A 19266-nucleotide genomic window follows, 5' to 3' on the forward strand; every position below is an offset into this window, starting at 1 on the left:
ACTTTGTAAATTGATGCGATAGACTGCTGAAAAACGAAGGAAAAAGAGTCACATTATGGTTAAACTTGTCTTTATCGTTGGATCACTACGTAAAGGATCGTTTAATGAACAATTAGCGAAAAAAGTAGAAAGTCTATTGCCAAAACACGTGGACGTTTCATATCTTAGTGTTGATTTACCTTTAATGAACCAAGATTTAGAAATCCCAGTCTTACCAGAAATCCAAGCTATTCGCGATCAAGTGATGGCAGCAGATGCCCTTTGGATTTTCACGCCAGCTTATAACCATGCTATTCCAGGAAGCTTGAAAAATGCTTTGGATTGGTTGAGCCGTTCTTTGGATTTGTCTGACTTGCGTGGACCATCGGCCTTGCAAGATAAATTTGTCACAGCTTCTTGTGTGGCTAACGGACAATCTCCAGAAGATGTCTTTGAACAACTCATCCCTTTGTTGAATTGGCTTAGAACACGCGTGGTGGAACCTTTCACAGGTGTTCCAATTAACCCAGAAGCTTGGGGAGATAACAAACTCGTTGTTTCTGATGATGTTGTAAACCAATTAGAAACCCAAATCAAAAACCTTCTTGCTGCGATATCAGCAGATGACAAGTAAGCTACTAAATAAACTGAGCCAGTTCTCGTATGAGGACTGGCTTTCGTGTTATAATAGTCCTATGAAGAAAAAAGAACTTAATGACATGACTGATATTGTTTATGGTGTGCACGCTGTTACAGAAAGCTTGGCCGCCAATACTGGAAATAAACTCTACATTCAAGATGACTTGCACGGCAAAAACGTAGAAAGCATGAAACAATTGGCTGCCGACAAGAAAGTGTCTATTTCATGGGTGCCTAAAAAAACTTTGAATGACATGACTAACCACGCCGTTCACCAAGGCTTTGTCTTGCGAGTATCCGCTTTTTCTTATGCTGATTTGGATGCCATTTTAGATAAAGCCAATCAAGAGGATAATCCTCTTATCTTGATTTTGGACGGTTTAAATGACCCTCATAATTTTGGGTCTATTTTGCGAACGGCTGACGCAACCAATGTGGCAGGGGTGATTATCCCCAAACACCGTGCGGTCGGAGTGACGCCTGTTGTGGCTAAAACGTCAACAGGTGCTGTGGAACATGTTCCTGTTGCCCGCGTGACCAACCTCAGCCAAACCCTAGACAAACTAAAAGAGCAAGGTTTTTGGGTGTTTGGAACGGACATGAACGGCACCCCTAGCCATAAGTGGAATACCGCAGGGAAATTAGCCTTGATTATTGGTAACGAAGGAAAAGGCATTTCACCAAATATCAAAAAGCAAGTCGATGAAATGATAACCATTCCTATGAACGGACACGTTCAGAGCCTAAACGCCAGCGTAGCAGCTGCGATTTTGATGTACGAGGTTTTCCGTCATAAATTAGGCTAAACCCTCAAAAACCTCTAGGAAGGAAACAAAATGAAGCAAAAAATCCTTTTGGTTGATGGTTACAATATGATTGCTTTTTGGCAAGAAACACGTCAATTATTCAAAAAGAATCAGCTTGATGCTGCCAGAACGCTCTTGTTACGCAGGCTTAACAACTATGCCCATTTTGAGCATATTGATATTATTTGCGTGTTTGATGCCCAATACGTCCCTGGTGTTCGCCAACGTTATGACCAGTACAAAATCCAAGTGATTTTTACAGAAGAAGATGAAACGGCTGACGCTTATATTGAACGCACCGCAGCAGAATTAAACACACCACGTCATTTGGTGGAAGTAGCAACCAGCGATTTAAATGAGCAGTGGACGATTTTCTCACAAGGTGCCTTGCGCGTGTCGGCGCGTGAGTTGGAGCAGCGGGTTGCCGAGATCGGCTCTAATTTGAGGAAAATGTCACGGCAGATTGATTTGTCAACGCCTAAACTTCGCCCTTGGAATGATAGCCAATTAGACCAGCTTAAGCAATTTTTGAATGATTTGTCCTAAGTTTTTGCTGCCCTTTCAAAAGTTATAGCTAGCCATAAGTATTTTGTATAACTGCTAGGTCCCTTTTGGTTTGACAAACGTGATATAATGTAGGGCATTAAGGGAGTGAGTTTTATGCAGTTAACTTATGCCGTATTAGGAAGTGGCGCTATGGGTTTGCGTTTTGGGTTGTTGCTTAAAGAGCATCTTGGAGCGCAGGTGGATTTTATTGACACTTGGGAAGAGCATATAAAGACCGTGACAGAGCAAGGTGGGGTCTACCAATCTCGCGATGGCAAAGACAGGCACTTGGTGCCGATACCCCTTCAGCGACCTGAAGAGTATAAAGGTAAACCTGATGTTTTGCTGGTTTTTGATAAGCAAATGCACTTAGCAACCTTGCTCGAGCGTAGCCAACATATTTTCCGTGAAGAACAGCACGTTTTCACAGGAATGAATGGTGTGGGGCACATTGAAGCCTTGAATCGTTATTTTGTACCAGAAAAAGTCTTGGCAGGAACTTGTTTGATTGGAACAGTCTTAAAAGGGGCGGGTGATGTTGACTTCATCGGAAAAGCAGGATCGGGTTCGGTGAATCTAGCTGCCCAATCAGGCAATCTTGATGCTGTCCAAAAACAGATTGTTGCTGATTTTGAAACTTCCAATTTGACCCCTCATCTCACGGATAACTTTTTAGGGACACTTTACACCAAAGTAGTCTTTAATTCAGTCATCAATACGATTTGTACGCTATTTGAAATTCGGATGGGGCAGTTTATTGATTACGAAGGGGCTGAAAAGCTAGGTCGTCAGCTGATTGACGAAGCTTACGATGTTGCTGATTTAGCGGGCATAAAACCCTTGGGCAGTCGTGACGAAGAATGGCAAACCATCCATTATGTAAGCAAGGTGACAAGCCCACTGCATTACCCATCCATGTATCAAGACATGAGTAAAGGGCGCCAAACAGAAGTGGATTATATCAATGGCTACATTTATGATTTAGGGCAAAAATACGGCTATCAAGCTAAAACACATGATTTTCTAAGACACTTGGTTCATTTAGCGGAAAATACCCGAAAATACCGTTAAATCAAGCTATCAAGAAATACAAAACATAAAAAAAGATAGTAGGTAATGCTTGACTAACTACTATCTTTTCTGTTATTATAATAGATGGTATTGTTTACCCCATTTGTAAGGCCCCGGAACCTTTCAAATAACTCGTGGATTCGGAACACCCACACTTTGTAAACAAAAACGAATTCGTATAGGAGAACTCATGAACAAAACAACATTCATGGCCAAACCAGGCCAAGTTGAACGTAAATGGTACGTTGTTGACGCAACAGATGTACCTCTTGGACGTCTTTCTGCAGTAGTTGCTAGCGTACTTCGCGGAAAAAACAAACCAACATTTACACCACACACTGATACAGGTGACTTTGTGATTGTTATCAATGCTGAAAAAGTTAAATTAACTGGAAAAAAAGCAACTGATAAAATCTACTACACTCACTCAATGTACCCAGGTGGATTGAAACAAATCTCAGCAGGTGAACTTCGCTCTAAAAACGCTGTTCGCTTGATTGAAAAATCAGTTAAAGGCATGCTTCCACACAACACTCTTGGACGTGCACAAGGTATGAAATTGAAAGTCTTCGTTGGTAACGAGCATACACATGCTGCACAAAAACCAGAAGTACTTGATATCAAAGGACTTATCTAAGAGAGAAAGGAGCATCTATTAAATGGCACAAGCACAATACACAGGTACTGGTCGTCGTAAAAACGCTGTTGCACGCGTACGTTTAGTTCCAGGTACTGGTAAAATCACAGTTAACAAAAAAGATGTAGAAGAATACATCCCACATGCTGACCTTCGTCTTGTTATCAACCAACCATTTGCAGTAACATCAACTGAAGGTTCATACGACGTTTTCGTTAACGTTGTAGGTGGTGGTTACGCAGGTCAATCAGGCGCTATCCGTCATGGTATTGCACGCGCTCTTCTTCAAGTTGACCCAGATTTCCGTTCTTCACTTAAACGTGCAGGTCTTCTTACACGTGACGCACGTATGGTTGAACGTAAAAAACCAGGTCTTAAAAAAGCCCGCAAGGCATCACAATTCTCAAAACGTTAATATTCAGTTATATCAACGTTTCAGAGCACTTTGCGAAGTTTTCGCAAGGTGCTTTTTTTGATGAAAAAAGTGCTTTGGTAATCCTTTTGGTAATCTTTCGAGACTTGGTTTTTGGTCAATATGAGGCTGAGCAATAAATCTAGTTCATTTAGCCTTATTAAGATACTCTGCAAATTTTGTAATTGACTGTTTTTCACCAGCTTTTGTAGCATGGCTATAAGTGTCTAAAGTCATCTGGCTGCTTGCATGGCCTAAGCGTTTAGCAGTATTGACTGGGTCAATTCCCATTTCAATCATCAAGGTTGCGTGAGTGTGTCTAAACCCATGTGGGCTAATCTTTTTAAGATTATGCTTACGTATAATACGTTTTAGAATATTGTTGATATAGTCAGCGTGTAAGGGTTCTATCTCACCATCTCGGTTGCAGTATGTAAACATAAATTCTTTGTCGAGAGAAAGAGGTTGTACTGATAATTGCCACTTTTCTCTGCTAGTTTCCTGTTTCCATTTGTTGAGGATAGAACAGGTTTCATCATCAAGATATATAGAGCGTACAGAGAATGTATTTTTAGTTCCTTTTTCAATGGCATGACCATCTATTCTTCCTAAACTTTTGCTGACTGTTAATAGTTGATTCTCAGAATCAAAATCTTCCCATTTGAGGGCGTAGAGCTCTCCTTTTCGTAACCCACTGTATGCTAGTAATCGAAATAGTGCATAATGTTTATAAGGTTCATTTTCTAAAATGATTGTCAAAAAATGATGCAACTCGTTAACTGTCCAATAGTTCTCACTGACGGTTTTTTTGAGTTTCGGCATAATAACCTTACTCATAGGATTTCGTTCAATATAATTCATATTAATGGCAAATTCAAATATTTTAGAAGTATAAGATTTGATTTGCTTCATGTTTTTGAATGTCTTGGCTTTGTCAGTGATGAAGGATTGACAGTCTAAAGGACTGATTTTTGAAATTTTCTTTTCTCCAAAAACAGGAAGAATATGTAGGCGATAGAGGTCGGCAGTTTTGACTGCAGTAGTTGCTTCAACAGTATCTTTGTAAGCTTCATACCACCTTTGATAAAGCTCTTGGTAAGTGTAGGTTGTTTGAGCAGTAATATGGACAAGAGTTCCACTATTCAACTGATGATTAACAGCAGTTTCATGAGCTTTGGCAGCTTTGCGCGTCTTGAATCCTCGTTTAGTATAATATTTTTTCTTACCGTAGTCGTTTAGACCAAGGTAAACTTTAACAAAATAGGTGACTCCTTTTGTAAATTGGTACTTGTGTACAGACATAACAGTTCTCCGTTTCTAAGTTTTCGGAGCTTATGTAATTGAGAAACTGTTCGTTTATTTTTTGTGTCGGTCTTCTTGTCTAATTCGGTATTCTTCAGTCTGAATCCAGGTTTGCCAAATTTCTGACTCTCGTTTTAAACTATTCATGTGTTTAGTGAAAGTTTTCATGAATTCTTCCTCATGATTGATCAAGTAGCACGCTAAAATGCGCCTAAAATCGTCTGAGAAGCCTTCATTTAAGGGCATAGACAAATGAATCTCTCCTAGTTCGATTCCTTTCTTAAGCTTCTCCATATCGCTTTTAAAAGGTGTTACAGAAGTAATTTCAGATGTCTTGAAACTATCAGTGACGATTTTTAAATTTGACGGAGCGTACTTTTCTTCATCAATTCCAAGGATGTATGCCACTGAGACACCAAAATAATCCGCTAACTTTTGAGCATTCTCTTTTTTAGGTTTTCGTATTCCTTGGTTATAGCTAGATAGTGTTGGGTAGGATATATCTAGCGCTTCACTGATACTTTTTATTTTTTTGCCACTTTCTTCTATAAGTTTAGCTATATTATTAGTCATAGATTCCTCCTAATTGATATTCTACCACATTTAATACAAAAAGTATAATACCACTTGACAAGAATACAAAAAGTATTTATAATTTAAAATGTATAATAAAATATACAAATTTCGGAGTTTATTTAATTGAGAAATGGAAACGAGGTAATAATATGTCTGAAGAAGCGACTTTAGTTGTTCAACTTCCTAAAGTTTTGGAAAAACAGTTAAGGGCACATTATGATGAAATGGTCTCTACAGCAATTGAAAGAGCGCTAGAAGATAAAGAACTATACAAACCTATGGTTCGGATGGCAGCCCTTTCTAGGTGGCTGGATGTGTCAACGACAACCCTTCAAAAATGGACACGAGAAGGAATGCCTACAATGGTCATTGATGGTGTGACTCTGTACGATAAACGAGCGGTCACTAGATGGCTAAAGCAATATGAAAGATAGGCGGTACACGTATGAGTGAAGTACAATGGATTAAGATTACTACAGGTATCTTTGATGATGAAAAAATACAGTTGATTGAGTCAATGCCCGAAGGAGATACTTTAATTGTCATCTGGTTTAAACTACTCGTTTTAGCAGGTAAACAGAATTACAGTGGAGTCTTAGCTCTAGGAGATAAGGTCTTTTATACAGAAGAGATGTTAACTACAGTCTTTAGGAGAAAGTCAACGACTGTGAAGCTGGCTCTGAAAACATTTGAACAATTTGGAATGATTGCTTTTGTGGATGGAGCAGTCACAATTCCTAAATGGGAGAAACATCAGAATATTGATGGTCTAGAAAAAATTCGTAAACAAACAAGAGAAAGAGTGGCTCGTCATCGTCAAAAGCAAAAAGCTCTAGTAAGTGGGCAAGATAGTTTATTAATAGAATGTAACGTTACAGAAACGTTACCTGTAACGGAAAGTAACGGTCAAGTAACGCAACAGATTAAGAACAAGAATCAGAAAGAGAATAAGAATATACTAGATAATAGTTCTAGAGAGACAGAAGATCAGTCAACAACTTATCTCAAACCAGAGTATTATTCCCTTTTGCAAGTGATTGCGGATAGATATAACGATCGTTTTATTTACCCCTATAATTACACCCTAACGCATAAGCAAAAAATGGCGATTGGACAGTTTTTAAGCGAAGGCTATATGACTTCTGATGAAGTCTTGGGAATGATAGATCGTATTCCTAATGATGTAGAGTCACCATTAGCCTATTTAATGAGCTCTATGGAGCACCTAAAAGATGAGCGATTATTGGAAGCTAAGGTAATTGCTCATGAAAATGCTAGAAAGTTTTACCAAAAGGGATAAGGAGAGTAGAATGACAATTTATTATCAATTGGAGAATATGCTAGTCGCTGGTTTTAAATCAGAAGAAGAGTTACAACGGTATCAAGGGTTAAAAATAGAGTATGAGGAAGAAACCCTGGATTATAGTTTCTCAATTAGAGAAATTGTCAATCAATTAGAAATTATTATCCAGAGTAGAGAAAATGACTTCCCAAATTTAGAAGAAGGGCTGTTGCAAGATTATCAGGAACTTTTAGAATATTTGAGGGAATACGATGTGTCTCAGGCAGAAAAATACACAAGGAGAATTTATCGTGGTTGAGCGTTATCGAACAGTTCTGAAAAAATTCTATATCACAAAATCGCAGAATCAAACGCTAAACTACCTTATCAGTTATACAGGTTTAAGGAATTTTTCTAACTATGCTAGGAAAATGTTATTTAAGAAATTCCCTATTGTTGTGGTATTTGATGAAACTTCATTTGAAGACTTGATATTTTCTTTGAGGCGAATTAAAAATAATATCAATCAGTTAGCAAGGATAGCAGAGCAATCTCAGGATCTTCAAGCATTACGAGCTATGACTTACAGTGTTCAAATGATTGAAAAATATGAAAAATCGTTCCTTAAATACCATAAAACGAAAAAGGCGAGGTTACTATCAAAAGTGGATGAATGAAAAATAGAATTAAAAATATCGTGAAGCAAGTCTTTTTGACTGAGGATGAGAATAAAAGATTGTTAGCATTAATGGCTAATGAAAAAGAGTCAAACTTTTCCGCTTTTGCCAGAAAGAAATTATTTAACCAAGAGATTGAATCATGGACGATTAATTTTCCAGAGTATGAGCAACTGACAGAGCGATTCATTCAGATTGGCAGATCAATTAATAGGATTGCCAAGTTTTCAACTCAGGTTGGAAATATTTCACAACAGAATTTTATAGAACTTGGTCAGTTGATAACTCAATTATTGGATGAATTGGAAAAGGGACTCTCAGTTAACCTGAAAAAGAAGTCTACTAAACATTAAATAAGTAAATGAAACCGCAGGAATTTATCTGCGGTTTTCTTATGTCCTTCTAAAAAATGATTGTCTGACAATGTCAGCCACCGTGTCTGGCACGGGGAATTTAGAATTGATACAAAAACATAATTTTAGGTCTTTGCGAGCTCAGATAGTGTATACACACTATCGCAAAAAATCCACTACCAAAAGTGAGCAGACAGCTCCTTTAGGTGATGGATTTAAACACTTGGAGCAAATCCCCAAACCCCTTGAGAAAACGTGTGAGAAGTAGGGAAAAATGGTATAATAGAAATATTAAAGACTGTGAGGATTTGAAGATGTCAGAACAAGCACAAAGGCAAGAGTTGCACCGCAAAATCTGGGCAATCGCAGATGATGTCCGTGGTGCGGTAGATGGTTGGGATTTCAAACAATATATTTTGGGAATCCTTTTTTACCGTTTTATCAGTGAAAATTTCAAGACTTATATCGAGGGTGGTGAGGACTTCAACTATGAGGAGATTCCGGATGAAGTAATCACACCTGAGGTTAAGGATGATGCGATTAAGACAAAGGGGTACTTCATTATGCCTGCGCAGCTTTTTTCCAATGTCGTGAAAACAGCTCGTCGTAACGACAACTTAAATACGGAGCTCAAAGAAATTTTTGATGCTATTGAGGCGAGTGCGACGGGTTATGCCAGTGAATATGATATCAAAGGTCTTTTTGACGACGTGGACACCAGAAGTAATAAGCTGGGAAGTACCGTCCCAGAGCGTAATGAACGCCTAGCCCTTATTCTAGAAGGTATTGCCAGTCTTGACTTTGGGAATTTTGAGGACAACCATATTGACCTTTTTGGGGACGCTTATGAGTACTTGATTTCAAACTACGCTTCCAATGCTGGGAAATCTGGTGGAGAGTTTTTCACCCCACAGAGTGTCTCACGCCTCCTAGCCCGTATCGTCATGCTAGGGAAGGACGAGAAAAATAAAATCAACAAGATTTATGACCCTGCTTGTGGTTCGGGTTCCCTCCTCCTTCAAGCCAAAAAACAATTTACAGAGCATATCATTGAGGATGGTTTTTACGGTCAGGAGATTAACATGACCACCTATAACTTGGCTCGGATGAACATGTTCCTCCATAATATCAACTATGACAAGTTTAGTATCGAGCGTGGTAATACGCTGCTGGATCCTAAGCATGGTAATGACAAGCCCTTTGATGCTATTGTGTCCAACCCGCCTTATTCTATTAAGTGGATTGGTAGCGATGACCCGACGCTGATCAATGATGACCGTTTTGCACCAGCAGGGATTCTGGCACCTAAATCTAAGGCAGATTTTGCCTTTATCATGCATAGCCTTTCTTATTTGTCTAATAAAGGCAGGGCGGCTATTGTGACCTTCCCTGGGATTTTTTATCGTGGTGGTGCGGAGCAAAAGATCCGCAAATATTTGGTAGACGGAAACTTTGTTGAGGCTGTTATTCAGTTGCCTGATAATCTCTTTTTTGGGACGTCTATCGCGACCTGTATCCTTATTCTTGCTAAGAATAAGTCGACAACAGATGTTCTCTTTATTGATGCTAGCCAGCAATTTAAAAAAGAAACCAATAATGTCTTGGAAGATAAGCATATCGAGAAAATTCTGGCAAGTGTTAAGGACAAGAACAATGAAGACTATTTCGCACAGCTCATTTCCCAAGAAAAAATTGCAGAAGCTGACTATAACCTCTCTGTATCTACCTATGTGGAAAAAGAGGATACGCGTGAGAAGATTAATATTGATGTATTAAACAAAGAAATTGCTGAGACCGTGAAAAACATTGACCGCTTGCGGACTGAGATTGATAAGATTGTCGAGGAGTTGAGCTGATATGACCTACATTGATGAGTTAATCAAAGGCAACTGTCCCAATGGTGTGGAGTGGAAAACCTTAGGTGAATTGTGTAAAATTGAAACAGGGAAGCTTAATGCAAATGCAGCTATTGATGGTGGAAGGTTTCCGTTTTTTACAACCGCCAAGGAAATTAGCTGGATTAATACTTATAGATGGGATGAAGAGGCGTTATTAATTGCTGGTAATGCTAATGTTGGTGATGTTAAATACTACTCGGGGAAATTTGAAGCTTATCAGAGGACTTATGTTTTAACTGAGTTTGATGAAAACATTCAAGTAAAATATCTGTATCATTATATTCGATACGATTTGAAAAGATACTTGGAGCTTAATACAAAAAAGGCTGCAATGTCATATATTGTATTATCTACATTAAAGGAGTTTCAAATTCCTCTCCCACCTATTGAAATCCAAAAAGAAATCGTCAAAATACTTGACAAATTCACGGAATATGTTACAGAATTGACCGCAGAATTGACCGAACGCCAAAAGCAATACTCTTTTTATCGTGATAAACTCCTCTCTTTTGAAGATGAGGTTTATCAGGTTGAATGGAAGACATTGGGGGAGATGGCTGAAAATCTAGATTACTTACGCAAGCCAGTAACCAAAGGTAGTCGTTCTTCTGGGAGATATCCATATTATGGAGCTTCGGGTATTGTTGATTATGTAGATGATTATATTTTTGATGGCGATTATCTTCTAGTATCTGAGGATGGAGCTAATCTAATTGCTAGAAAGACACCAATCGCTTTTTCAGTAACTGGTAAATCATGGATAAATAATCATGCACATGTTTTGAAGTTTGAAAGTGATATCGATAGAAAATATGTTAGTTATTATTTGAACCATATTGATTTGACTCCGTACATTTCTGGAGCGGCACAACCTAAACTTAATCAGCAGAACTTGAATAGTATAAAGTTAGCGTATCCAAAACAGGAAGTAAGAAATAGAATCGTCCAAGTTCTCGATAACTTTGATGCAGTTTGCAATGACCTCAATATCGGACTACCCAAGGAGATTGAGCTACGCCAAAAACAGTATGACTATTTTAGAGAAAAACTCTTGACATTCACCGCCGAAGGCGTGTACACTGACAGTACAGTACAGTACAGACAAGACCTGATTAGGCTCTTGCAGTGGGTCTTTGGTCCGATACGGGTAGAGTTGGGGGCAATTTGCACCTTTACTCGTGGAAATGGTCTTCAGAAGAAAGATTTTACAGAAGAGGGTTACCCCGTTATTCATTACGGTCAGATTTACACTCGCTATGGCTTTTCGACGGATAAGACAATCTCTTTCACTGACCAAAGTGTTTTTGCTAAATTAAGGAAAGCTCAGCCAGGGGATATTGTCATGGCGACAACTTCCGAAAATGTTGAAGATGTTGGCAAGGCAGTCGTTTGGGAAGGGAATGAAGAAGTAGGGATTTCGGGAGATGCTTATATAGCGAAAACTACTCAACACTCAAGATTTTTGAATTACTTCTTTAAGTCCATTCACTTTCAAGGACAAAAAGAGAAAAAAGTTACGGGAACAAAAGTTATTCGTATCAATGCTAAAGATATGGAGAAATTCATCATTAATCTCCCTTCACTTGAGAAGCAATCTCGCATCGTTGCTATCCTCGACAAGTTCGATGAGTTAACGACTTCAATTTCTAAAGGTTTGCCAAAGGAAATTGAATTGCGTCAGAAGCAATATGAGTATTTTAGAGATATCTTGCTCAATTTTCCCAACAAATACGAATAAATAGAATGAGAAAAAGAATTGTGGTTCAACTGCAATTCTTTTTGATTTGACGGGATATTGATTTACATATAGCAAATAATAGTGTAAAATAAAATTACCAAAAAGGTAATTTTGGCAGAGATTGTGAAAGGAGAATGAATGCAAATCCAATATAATAATAAAACAGTTGAAAAACAGTGTACAAATTTGAGGATAGCAAAGAAAGACTTTTCGGATAAGGTTGCCCAAAAGTTGCACAAGTTGGTCAATTTTATTGAGAGTGCTGACAATCTCGCTTCCGTAATCGCATTTCCTACTTATCATTTTCATGATTTAAAAGGAGATAGAGAGGGAGAATATGCTCTGGATATTGACGGTCGTAGAGGTTCTTACAGACTGATCGTCTGCTTTGATGAGGAGAAAGACACAGTATTTTCCAATGCCCAGAGTATTAAAATAATTCAAATTGAGGAGGTAAGTAATCATTATGGTTCATAACATTCAAAGCTATAAAGATTTAATCGCTTTCCATCCAGGTTCTTATGTCGAAGAAATAATAGAAGACTTAAATATGTCCCAAGAAGAGTTTGCGATTCGTTTAGGGACAACCCCAAAAACAATCAGTAAATTGGTAAATGGTAAAATTTCGGTCAGTAAGGATCTTGCTAATAAGCTATTTAAATTAACGGGGGTATCAATTCTTACTTGGTTAAATCTTCAAGCGAGCTATGATGCAAAAGTTATTGAAATAGAGGAACTTCAAAATCAAGATGAAAAAGAGATTTGTCAGTTGATTGATTTTGATTATTTCAAAAGACATGGCTTTGTTCCCCAGGGCAGATATACCATGCTACAAAAAGTGGCGGAGCTTAGAAAGCTTTTTCAAATTTCAAATCTTACATATTTGAGTCAGTTCAATCAGCTTGTTAGTTATCGAAATACAAAAGGTTTTGATGAGCGTTCGGTGGTAAATTCAAATGTTATGCTTGAGTTGGCAATAAAATTATCAAAAGATGCAACTGAGACAAAGTTTAATAAGTCAAAATTAGAGAAAATACTACCAGAACTACGAGAGATGACCTTGAAAGATGGTGGAGAATTTTACCCAATATTACATTCAAAATTATTGGAATGTGGCATTTGTTTGGTGGGACTTCCAAAACTAAAAAATGCCAATCTGAACGGTGCGACGAAACGGTTTAAAAATGGTAGTGTATTATTGTTGTTAACTGATAAAAATAAGCGTTCCGATATTTTTTGGTTCTCATTTTTCCATGAATTAGGTCATATTTTACATAATGATTTTTATTCAGATTATGATGATAAGGATGCTTACGAAGAAAAAGAGAAAAAAGCGGATGAATTTGCTCAGGAATTTCTAATTCCTACGAAAGAATACAAAAAGTTTATCGCAGAAAAATCTTTTGACAAATCATCCATTATTGGCTTTGCTCATGAAATCGGTATCCATCCAAGTATTGTTTTGGGAAGGCTTCAAAAAGAAGGTTTTTTAGACTACAGTCAGTATCAAGAGCTCAAAATTAGTTACAATATCATTATCAGGGGAAATGCGGTATAAATCATTTTGGAGTAAGGTGCGAGGATGTTTCAATCCTCGTTTTTTGGTATAATTTAGTTATAAAAAGAGTATTCATCATATCAACTATTTCATAAGGAGCAACCATGACTGATATTATTCAAACAGACCCGATTATCGAATCCAACAACTTCATCGTTTTGGACAAATATGTGAAGTCAGTACAGCCAGGTCATTATCAGACAGAAGCTGATTTGGAGAAGGAGCTGATTGCGGATTTGCAGGCCCAGGGCTATGATTATCGACCGGACTTGCGAACGCCAGATGCCCTCTTACTCAATCTCCGTGAGCAGGTGCAGACTTTAAATGGTGTGCTCTTTACCGATGCGGAATGGCTCCGCTTTTTAGAGGAGTACCTCAATAAGCCTAGTGATGGTTTGATTGACCGCACCCGAAAGCTCCACGGTAACCACATCTACGACTTTATCTTTGACGATGGGCATATCCAAAATATTTATCTCTGGGATAAGAAAAATATCAGTCGAAATAAGCTTCAGGTCATTAATCAAATGTCTCAAGTTGGGACTTCAAGTAACCGTTATGATGTGACCATTTTGGTTAATGGGCTACCCTTAGTACAAATTGAGCTTAAAAAGCGTGGGGTGGCTATTCGTGAGGCTTTTAATCAGGTTCACCGTTACAGCAAGGAGAGTTTTAATGAAGAAAATTCACTCTTCAAGTATCTCCAGATTTTTGTCATTTCAAATGGGACGGATACTCGCTATTTTGCTAATACCACTAAGCGAGAGAAAAATTCTTTTGACTTTACTATGAACTGGGCACTGAAAAATAATGATCCTATTAAGGATTTGAAAGATTTTACAGCGACCTTTTTCAGTCAACAAACGCTCTTAAACGTTCTCATCAACTACTCAGTTTTTGATACTAGTGATACCCTCCTAATCATGCGTCCCTATCAGATTGCTGCGACGGAGCGGATTATTTGGAAGATTCGATCGGCCATTGACAGCAAAATCAAAAGTGGTCCTGAGACTGGCGGCTATATCTGGCATACGACGGGGTCTGGTAAGACCTTGACCAGTTTTAAGGCTGCGAGACTGGCGACTGAGATGGATAAAGTGGACAAGGTTTTCTTTGTGGTTGATAGGAAAGACTTGGACTACCAGACTATGAAAGAATACCAGCGTTTTTCACCTGACTCAGTTAATGGGTCAAATAGCACAGCTGGACTTAAACGCAATATCGAAAAAGATGACAATAAGATTGTTGTGACGACGATTCAAAAGCTCAATAACTTTATGTCTAGTGAAGCACAGCATGAGATTTACAACAAGCAAGTGGTCTTTATCTTTGACGAATGCCACCGTTCACAGTTTGGCGAGGCTCAAAAGCGCTTAAAACAAAAGTTTAAGAAGTATTGTCAGTTTGGTTTTACAGGCACGCCGATTAAAGTTGAAAATGCTTTAGGCAGTGAGACGACAGCTTCTGTATTCGGTCGGGAGCTTCATGCATACGTCATTACTGATGCTATCCGCGACCAAAAGGTGTTGAAATTTAAGGTGGATTACAATGATGTTCGTCCACAGTTTAAGTCGTTGGAAAGTGAGCAAGATTTAGGGAAATTATCTGCTGCTGAAAATAAAAAAGCCCTACTTCATCCAACACGGATTACAGAGATTTCGGCTTATATTTTAGAACATTTTAATCAAAAGACACATAGACAAAACGGTAAAGGATTTAACGCTATGTTTGCCGTGTCAAGTGTCGAGGCGGCCAAGGCTTACTACCAAGAGTTGCAAGACCAACAAGCTGGAAAAGATAAACCATTGAAGATTGCAACCATCTTCTCTTATGCAGCAAATGAGGAGCAGGCTGCGATTGGGGAGATTGATGACGAGACATTCAGCCCTGCTGACTTGGCAGATATTAGTAGTAAGGAATTTTTGAGTGGAGCGATTTCCGATTATAATCGCCTTTTTCAGACTAATTTTAGTATCAATGGCAATGAGTTTCAAAACTATTACCGTGATTTAGCTAAGCGAGTTAAGTCTGGCGAGGTGGATTTGCTGATTGTCGTCGGTATGTTTTTGACTGGTTTTGATGCTCCAACCTTGAATACACTTTTTGTGGATAAAAACCTACGCTATCATGGACTTATTCAGGCTTTTTCTCGAACCAATCGGATTTACAATGCGACTAAGACGTTTGGAAATATCGTCACCTTTCGTGATTTGGAGAAGGCAACGACAGATGCGATTAAGCTTTTTGGGAAGACTGAGACGGCTGATATTCTGTTGGAGCGCTCTTACGACGACTACATGACTGGCTATATTGAGGCTGGTCAAGAGCAAAAAGGGTATTTGGAAGTCGTTAAAGAATTACAGGAAAAATTCCCGGATCCTGCGACGATTAGTAAAGAAAGTGATAAGAAAGAATTTGTGACCCTATTTGGCCAGTTCTTGCGTTTGGATAATATCTTGCAGAACTATGATGATTTCATGAGTTTGCAGGCTTTGCAAGAGTTAGATGTTACAGACGCAGAAGCTGTGGCAGAGTTCAAAGAACGTTTTCATCTGGACGACGAAGCCGTTGCGGAACTTTCTAAAATGGACATCCCAAGTATTCGTGAGATTCAAGATTATCGCTCTACTTACAATGATATCAAGTCCTGGTATGACAATGAGAGGCGGAATCAGCAGAATAGCGATTCCGAAATCGATTGGGATGCGGTTGTCTTTGAAGTGGAGTTGTTGAAATCACAGGAAATCAATCTGGACTATATTCTGGAATTGATTTTTGAAACCAACCAAAAGGTATCTGACAAGGATCAACTCATTGAAGAAATTACACGAACTATCCGTGCTAGTCTGGGTCAGAGAGCTAAGGAAAGTTTGATCGTGGATTTTATCAATGCCAGTGACTTGGACAGTTTTTCTGAGAAGTCAGATATCTTGGAGCAATTTTATACATTTGCCCGTCAAAAACAAAAAGAAGCAGTGGCTAATTTGATTGAGACTGAGGGATTGAATGTAGAGAGTGCTAGCCGCTATATTCAGATGTCACTCAAACGAGAGTATGCCAGTGAAAATGGTAATGCTCTCAATGAAGCACTTCCTAAGATGAGTCCCCTCAATCCCCAATATCGTACCAAAAAGCAGACGGTATTTGAAAAAATTGTGGATTTGGTAGAGGTATTTAAGGGGATTGGTGGAGAAATTTAACCATTATTATTTCTTCTAGACATAGAAGAGACAAACTTTACAGTTGACATTTTAAAAAATATCAAAGGCATTATATCAGTGGTATAAAAAGCTGACTTATCATTTATTTGGAGACGACAGTTGTTCCAAAAATGTGCTGTTTGATATTGAGAAGGAGGCTTACACTTGGAAAACAAAAGGGATTTAATTCAAACCCTATCCCACTACCAATTCTCTCCAGAAAGCCAACATTTAGACAGGAAATCCGCTCGAAAGAAACCGTCTGAACTGCTTAAACACCTGATTGCTTTTGCTAATGCAGATGGTGGTCAGCTGGTTATTGGTATTGAAGATGAGAAGCAGGATAACATTATCACTGGTTTCAAGGACGGCAGGGCTTATCCCATAGACGATTTCAAAAAGATTGACCGTGAGATGCGTGACGCTCCCTTGGATCTATCTTTTGAAGAAATCCCTGTGCGAAACCATAAAGGTGAAGAAGATGTGATTTTGGTTATCTCAGTTGAATTGTCTTCAAACCGAGTGATTGCTGCGCCTAATGATGAGGTTTACCTGCGTCAGGGTGATGAGACAGTTAAGCTCAGTTATGAACAACGAACTCAACTCAGCTATGATAAAGGACAACGTTTCTTTGAGGATGAAGTTGTGGCTGACGCAACCTTGGAAGACATTGATGATGACCTGGTTCAGGATTTCAAGAATCGATTTGACATTGCAGACCGTTCTACAGAAGAAATTCTCAAAGCTCGGCGTTTTCTGGTCAATGGAAAATTGACCAAGGCTGCTATCTTGCTTTTTGGTAAATACCCATCAGCTTTCTTCCCTCAAGCTCGTGTTCGTTTTCAGCGGTTTGATGGCACGGACATGGGGACAGGTAGTAGCTTTAATGTCATTAAGGAAGTGACCTTTGATGATGCTCTGCCAAGCCTGATTATCAAGGCTCGTGATTTTATTCGTACCCAGCTGCGTGAGTTCCAATATCTAGATGACAATGGGCAATTCCAAATTTTGCCTGAGTATCCAGAATTTGCCTGGTTTGAAGGTGTTGTCAATGCTGTTACTCACCGTGATTACTCTGTCTATGGCGACCATATTCGTGTGCTTATGTTTGATGATCGACTGGAGATACATAGCCCAGGGAAATTGCCAAATATCGTCACCGTTGACAATATTAAGCATGAACGTTTTTCAAGAAATCCTCGGATTGCCAGAACCCTGACAGAGTTTGGCTGGGTCCGTGAGATGAATGAAGGTGTTAAACGGATTTACTCAGAGATGGAATCAGCCTTTCTCCATGAACCAAAATACTCAGAGCCTGGAAATAAGGTGGTTCTGACGCTTGAAAATAATATTGTCAGTCGCCATCTCCGTACACGCGACAACCTAGAAAAACAGTTCTCTGATTTTGGAGACCTCAATGCAGACGAGCAATTGCTGGTTCACTACATGTATAATTCTGGCGAGAAGATGACAACTGCAAAAGCCATTGAACTGACAGGAAGAAGTCGTAAGTTTATTGTAAAAACGATGAAAAAATTACAAGAATTGGGTATGGTTGACTGGTATGGTGCCAATAAAAATGACAGAAATCAATACTATACTTTAACGAAAAATTATCCTATCCTCTAAGAGATAGGATACAGTAGGATACAGTAGGATACAGTAGGATACAGTAGAACATAAAAAGTGGTCTTCAACGAAAAGTTGATAACCACTTTTTAATTATAATTTTGTTATGTTTCCATCTTGCTTGAGGAAGTGAATAATTGTTTTCTTTAAATCTTCAAAATCTCCTTGAAAGGTAGCAATTTCAACTGTCTTTTCAAGTCCATCCTGTAAGGAAAGATTGGATTGGTAACCATTCATTGCTAGAAATATATGCAAGGCAAGAACAGCAGTTCGTTTATTAGCATTATAAAAAGGATGTTTTTTAATCAAATTTATCCAGATAATAGCAGCTTTACTGTAGATATCTGGATAGAGAACTTTTCCGAAAATCTCTTGTTTAGGCTGTTCAACAATCATTTGAAGACTGTTTGGATCAGCAATGCCAACAGGTTCATTAGGAGAATATTTACCAATAACCATGACATTGATTTTGATAATATCTTCAGCAGTTAGGTACCTCATCTATCCACCAATTCTTTCAAAAGCTCATCGTATTGGTTCATGGCTTTTTCTAGTTCCTTATCAAAATCAAATTTTGGCTCAGCTTTACGAATGATGACGTTATTTCCTGAAGTGACGAATTCAATTTCTTCTCCAATTTCTGCTCCAAGAGTTTCTTTAATTTTATTGGGGATTGTAATGACAGTACTATTTCCTGTTTTTCTCAAGATAACATTCATGGTTCTACCTCCGTTTGTATATACATTATAAAACGAACTTACAAAAAAGTAAAGTGAATACACATTGTTTCTCAATAACATAAGCTCCGAAAACATAATTTTGGTAATCTAATGGTAATCCATGATTTATAAGATTGGGTTATAAGTATCTATTTTTAATGAAAATGATTCTTGAAAGCTTAATTTAATAGGCTTTTATAGATATTTTACTTCGGTCACCCAAAACCAGGCTTGAAGAAAGCTC

At 38.4% G+C, this 19266-nt stretch carries 21 protein-coding genes; 17 read left to right on the forward strand and 4 right to left on the reverse strand.

Annotated features, from left to right (window positions below):
• The first annotated feature begins 55 nt into the window (after positions 1 to 55).
• From B3R79_RS01265 to rpsI, 6 genes are all read left to right on the forward strand, one after another.
• The gene (locus B3R79_RS01265) at positions 56 to 613 is read left to right on the forward strand and encodes an NADPH-dependent FMN reductase (RefSeq protein WP_414717723.1); all 558 of its coding nucleotides are present in this window, start codon (positions 56 to 58) and stop codon (positions 611 to 613) included.
• Positions 614 to 674: 61 nt separating this feature from the next.
• Positions 675 to 1424 (forward strand): 23S rRNA (guanosine(2251)-2'-O)-methyltransferase RlmB, encoded by a 750-nt coding sequence (gene rlmB / locus B3R79_RS01270; RefSeq protein ID WP_154454091.1) that lies wholly within the window; start codon positions 675 to 677, stop codon positions 1422 to 1424.
• Positions 1425 to 1454: 30 nt separating this feature from the next.
• Positions 1455 to 1970 carry an NYN domain-containing protein gene (locus B3R79_RS01275; protein ID WP_167829240.1) on the forward strand — a complete coding sequence of 172 codons (516 nt, stop codon included), beginning with the start codon at positions 1455 to 1457 and terminating at the stop codon, positions 1968 to 1970.
• A 114-nt stretch (positions 1971 to 2084) separates the two neighbouring features.
• Complete coding sequence (locus B3R79_RS01280; protein WP_293693207.1) at positions 2085 to 3041, forward strand: ketopantoate reductase family protein; 957 nt, start codon at positions 2085 to 2087, stop codon at positions 3039 to 3041.
• Positions 3042 to 3231: 190 nt separating this feature from the next.
• A complete protein-coding gene (rplM, locus tag B3R79_RS01285) occupies positions 3232 to 3678 on the forward strand; it encodes a 50S ribosomal protein L13 (RefSeq protein ID WP_154455317.1) in 447 nt (148 codons plus the stop codon).
• Between the two features lie 22 nt (positions 3679 to 3700).
• Positions 3701 to 4093: a 30S ribosomal protein S9 gene (gene rpsI / locus B3R79_RS01290; RefSeq protein WP_154455316.1), complete on the forward strand. Its 393-nt coding sequence runs from the start codon at positions 3701 to 3703 to the stop codon at positions 4091 to 4093.
• 144 nt (positions 4094 to 4237) lie between these two features.
• On the opposite strand, the gene B3R79_RS01295 is transcribed toward rpsI, so the two are convergent.
• Both B3R79_RS01295 and B3R79_RS01300 read right to left on the reverse strand, forming a co-directional pair.
• A complete protein-coding gene (locus B3R79_RS01295) occupies positions 4238 to 5392 on the reverse strand; it encodes a site-specific integrase (RefSeq protein ID WP_293693208.1) in 1155 nt (384 codons plus the stop codon).
• Positions 5393 to 5446: 54 nt separating this feature from the next.
• The gene (locus B3R79_RS01300) at positions 5447 to 5965 is read right to left on the reverse strand and encodes a helix-turn-helix domain-containing protein (RefSeq protein ID WP_293693209.1); all 519 of its coding nucleotides are present in this window, start codon (positions 5963 to 5965) and stop codon (positions 5447 to 5449) included.
• Positions 5966 to 6117: 152 nt separating this feature from the next.
• Between B3R79_RS01300 and B3R79_RS01305 the strand changes: the two genes are divergently transcribed.
• From B3R79_RS01305 to B3R79_RS01355, 11 genes are all read left to right on the forward strand, one after another.
• The gene (locus B3R79_RS01305) at positions 6118 to 6402 is read left to right on the forward strand and encodes a hypothetical protein (protein WP_001287945.1); all 285 of its coding nucleotides are present in this window, start codon (positions 6118 to 6120) and stop codon (positions 6400 to 6402) included.
• Between the two features lie 11 nt (positions 6403 to 6413).
• Complete coding sequence (locus B3R79_RS01310; RefSeq protein WP_293693281.1) at positions 6414 to 7268, forward strand: phage replisome organizer N-terminal domain-containing protein; 855 nt, start codon at positions 6414 to 6416, stop codon at positions 7266 to 7268.
• 10 nt (positions 7269 to 7278) lie between these two features.
• Positions 7279 to 7569 carry a DUF5962 family protein gene (locus B3R79_RS01315; RefSeq protein ID WP_293693283.1) on the forward strand — a complete coding sequence of 97 codons (291 nt, stop codon included), beginning with the start codon at positions 7279 to 7281 and terminating at the stop codon, positions 7567 to 7569.
• Positions 7562 to 7927, forward strand: a complete 366-nt coding sequence (locus B3R79_RS01320; RefSeq protein WP_018166603.1) for a plasmid mobilization protein — start codon at positions 7562 to 7564, stop codon at positions 7925 to 7927. Before B3R79_RS01315 ends, B3R79_RS01320 begins: the two co-directional genes overlap by 8 nt.
• A complete protein-coding gene (locus B3R79_RS01325) occupies positions 7924 to 8280 on the forward strand; it encodes a hypothetical protein (protein WP_018368153.1) in 357 nt (118 codons plus the stop codon). The genes B3R79_RS01320 and B3R79_RS01325 overlap by 4 nt, the downstream gene beginning before the upstream one ends.
• A gap of 314 nt (positions 8281 to 8594) precedes the next feature.
• Positions 8595 to 10136: a type I restriction-modification system subunit M gene (locus B3R79_RS01330; protein WP_293693296.1), complete on the forward strand. Its 1542-nt coding sequence runs from the start codon at positions 8595 to 8597 to the stop codon at positions 10134 to 10136.
• A 1-nt stretch (position 10137) separates the two neighbouring features.
• The gene (locus B3R79_RS01335; RefSeq protein WP_293693298.1) at positions 10138 to 11916 is read left to right on the forward strand and encodes a restriction endonuclease subunit S; all 1779 of its coding nucleotides are present in this window, start codon (positions 10138 to 10140) and stop codon (positions 11914 to 11916) included.
• A gap of 138 nt (positions 11917 to 12054) precedes the next feature.
• On the forward strand, positions 12055 to 12393 hold the full coding sequence (locus B3R79_RS01340; protein ID WP_044781568.1) for a type II toxin-antitoxin system RelE/ParE family toxin: 339 nt from the start codon (positions 12055 to 12057) through the stop codon (positions 12391 to 12393).
• Entirely contained in the window at positions 12383 to 13474 is a 1092-nt protein-coding gene (locus B3R79_RS01345) for a HigA family addiction module antitoxin (protein WP_293693304.1), read from the forward strand. Before B3R79_RS01340 ends, B3R79_RS01345 begins: the two co-directional genes overlap by 11 nt.
• A gap of 104 nt (positions 13475 to 13578) precedes the next feature.
• Positions 13579 to 16674, forward strand: coding sequence for a type I restriction endonuclease subunit R (locus tag B3R79_RS01350; RefSeq protein WP_293693306.1), 3096 nt, complete (start codon positions 13579 to 13581; stop codon positions 16672 to 16674).
• 165 nt (positions 16675 to 16839) lie between these two features.
• Positions 16840 to 18303: an ATP-binding protein gene (locus B3R79_RS01355; RefSeq protein ID WP_293693308.1), complete on the forward strand. Its 1464-nt coding sequence runs from the start codon at positions 16840 to 16842 to the stop codon at positions 18301 to 18303.
• Positions 18304 to 18396: 93 nt separating this feature from the next.
• Here B3R79_RS01355 and B3R79_RS01360 read toward each other — a convergent pair whose 3' ends face one another.
• Both B3R79_RS01360 and B3R79_RS01365 read right to left on the reverse strand, forming a co-directional pair.
• Positions 18397 to 18804 (reverse strand): type II toxin-antitoxin system death-on-curing family toxin, encoded by a 408-nt coding sequence (locus B3R79_RS01360; RefSeq protein ID WP_293693310.1) that lies wholly within the window; start codon positions 18802 to 18804, stop codon positions 18397 to 18399.
• On the reverse strand, positions 18801 to 19022 hold the full coding sequence (locus B3R79_RS01365; RefSeq protein ID WP_001100856.1) for an AbrB/MazE/SpoVT family DNA-binding domain-containing protein: 222 nt from the start codon (positions 19020 to 19022) through the stop codon (positions 18801 to 18803). Before B3R79_RS01365 ends, B3R79_RS01360 begins: the two co-directional genes overlap by 4 nt.
• Positions 19023 to 19266 lie beyond the last annotated feature (244 nt).

Source organism: Streptococcus sp. UBA3373 (assembly GCF_002360305.1).
Lineage (GTDB): Bacteria > Bacillota > Bacilli > Lactobacillales > Streptococcaceae > Streptococcus > Streptococcus alactolyticus.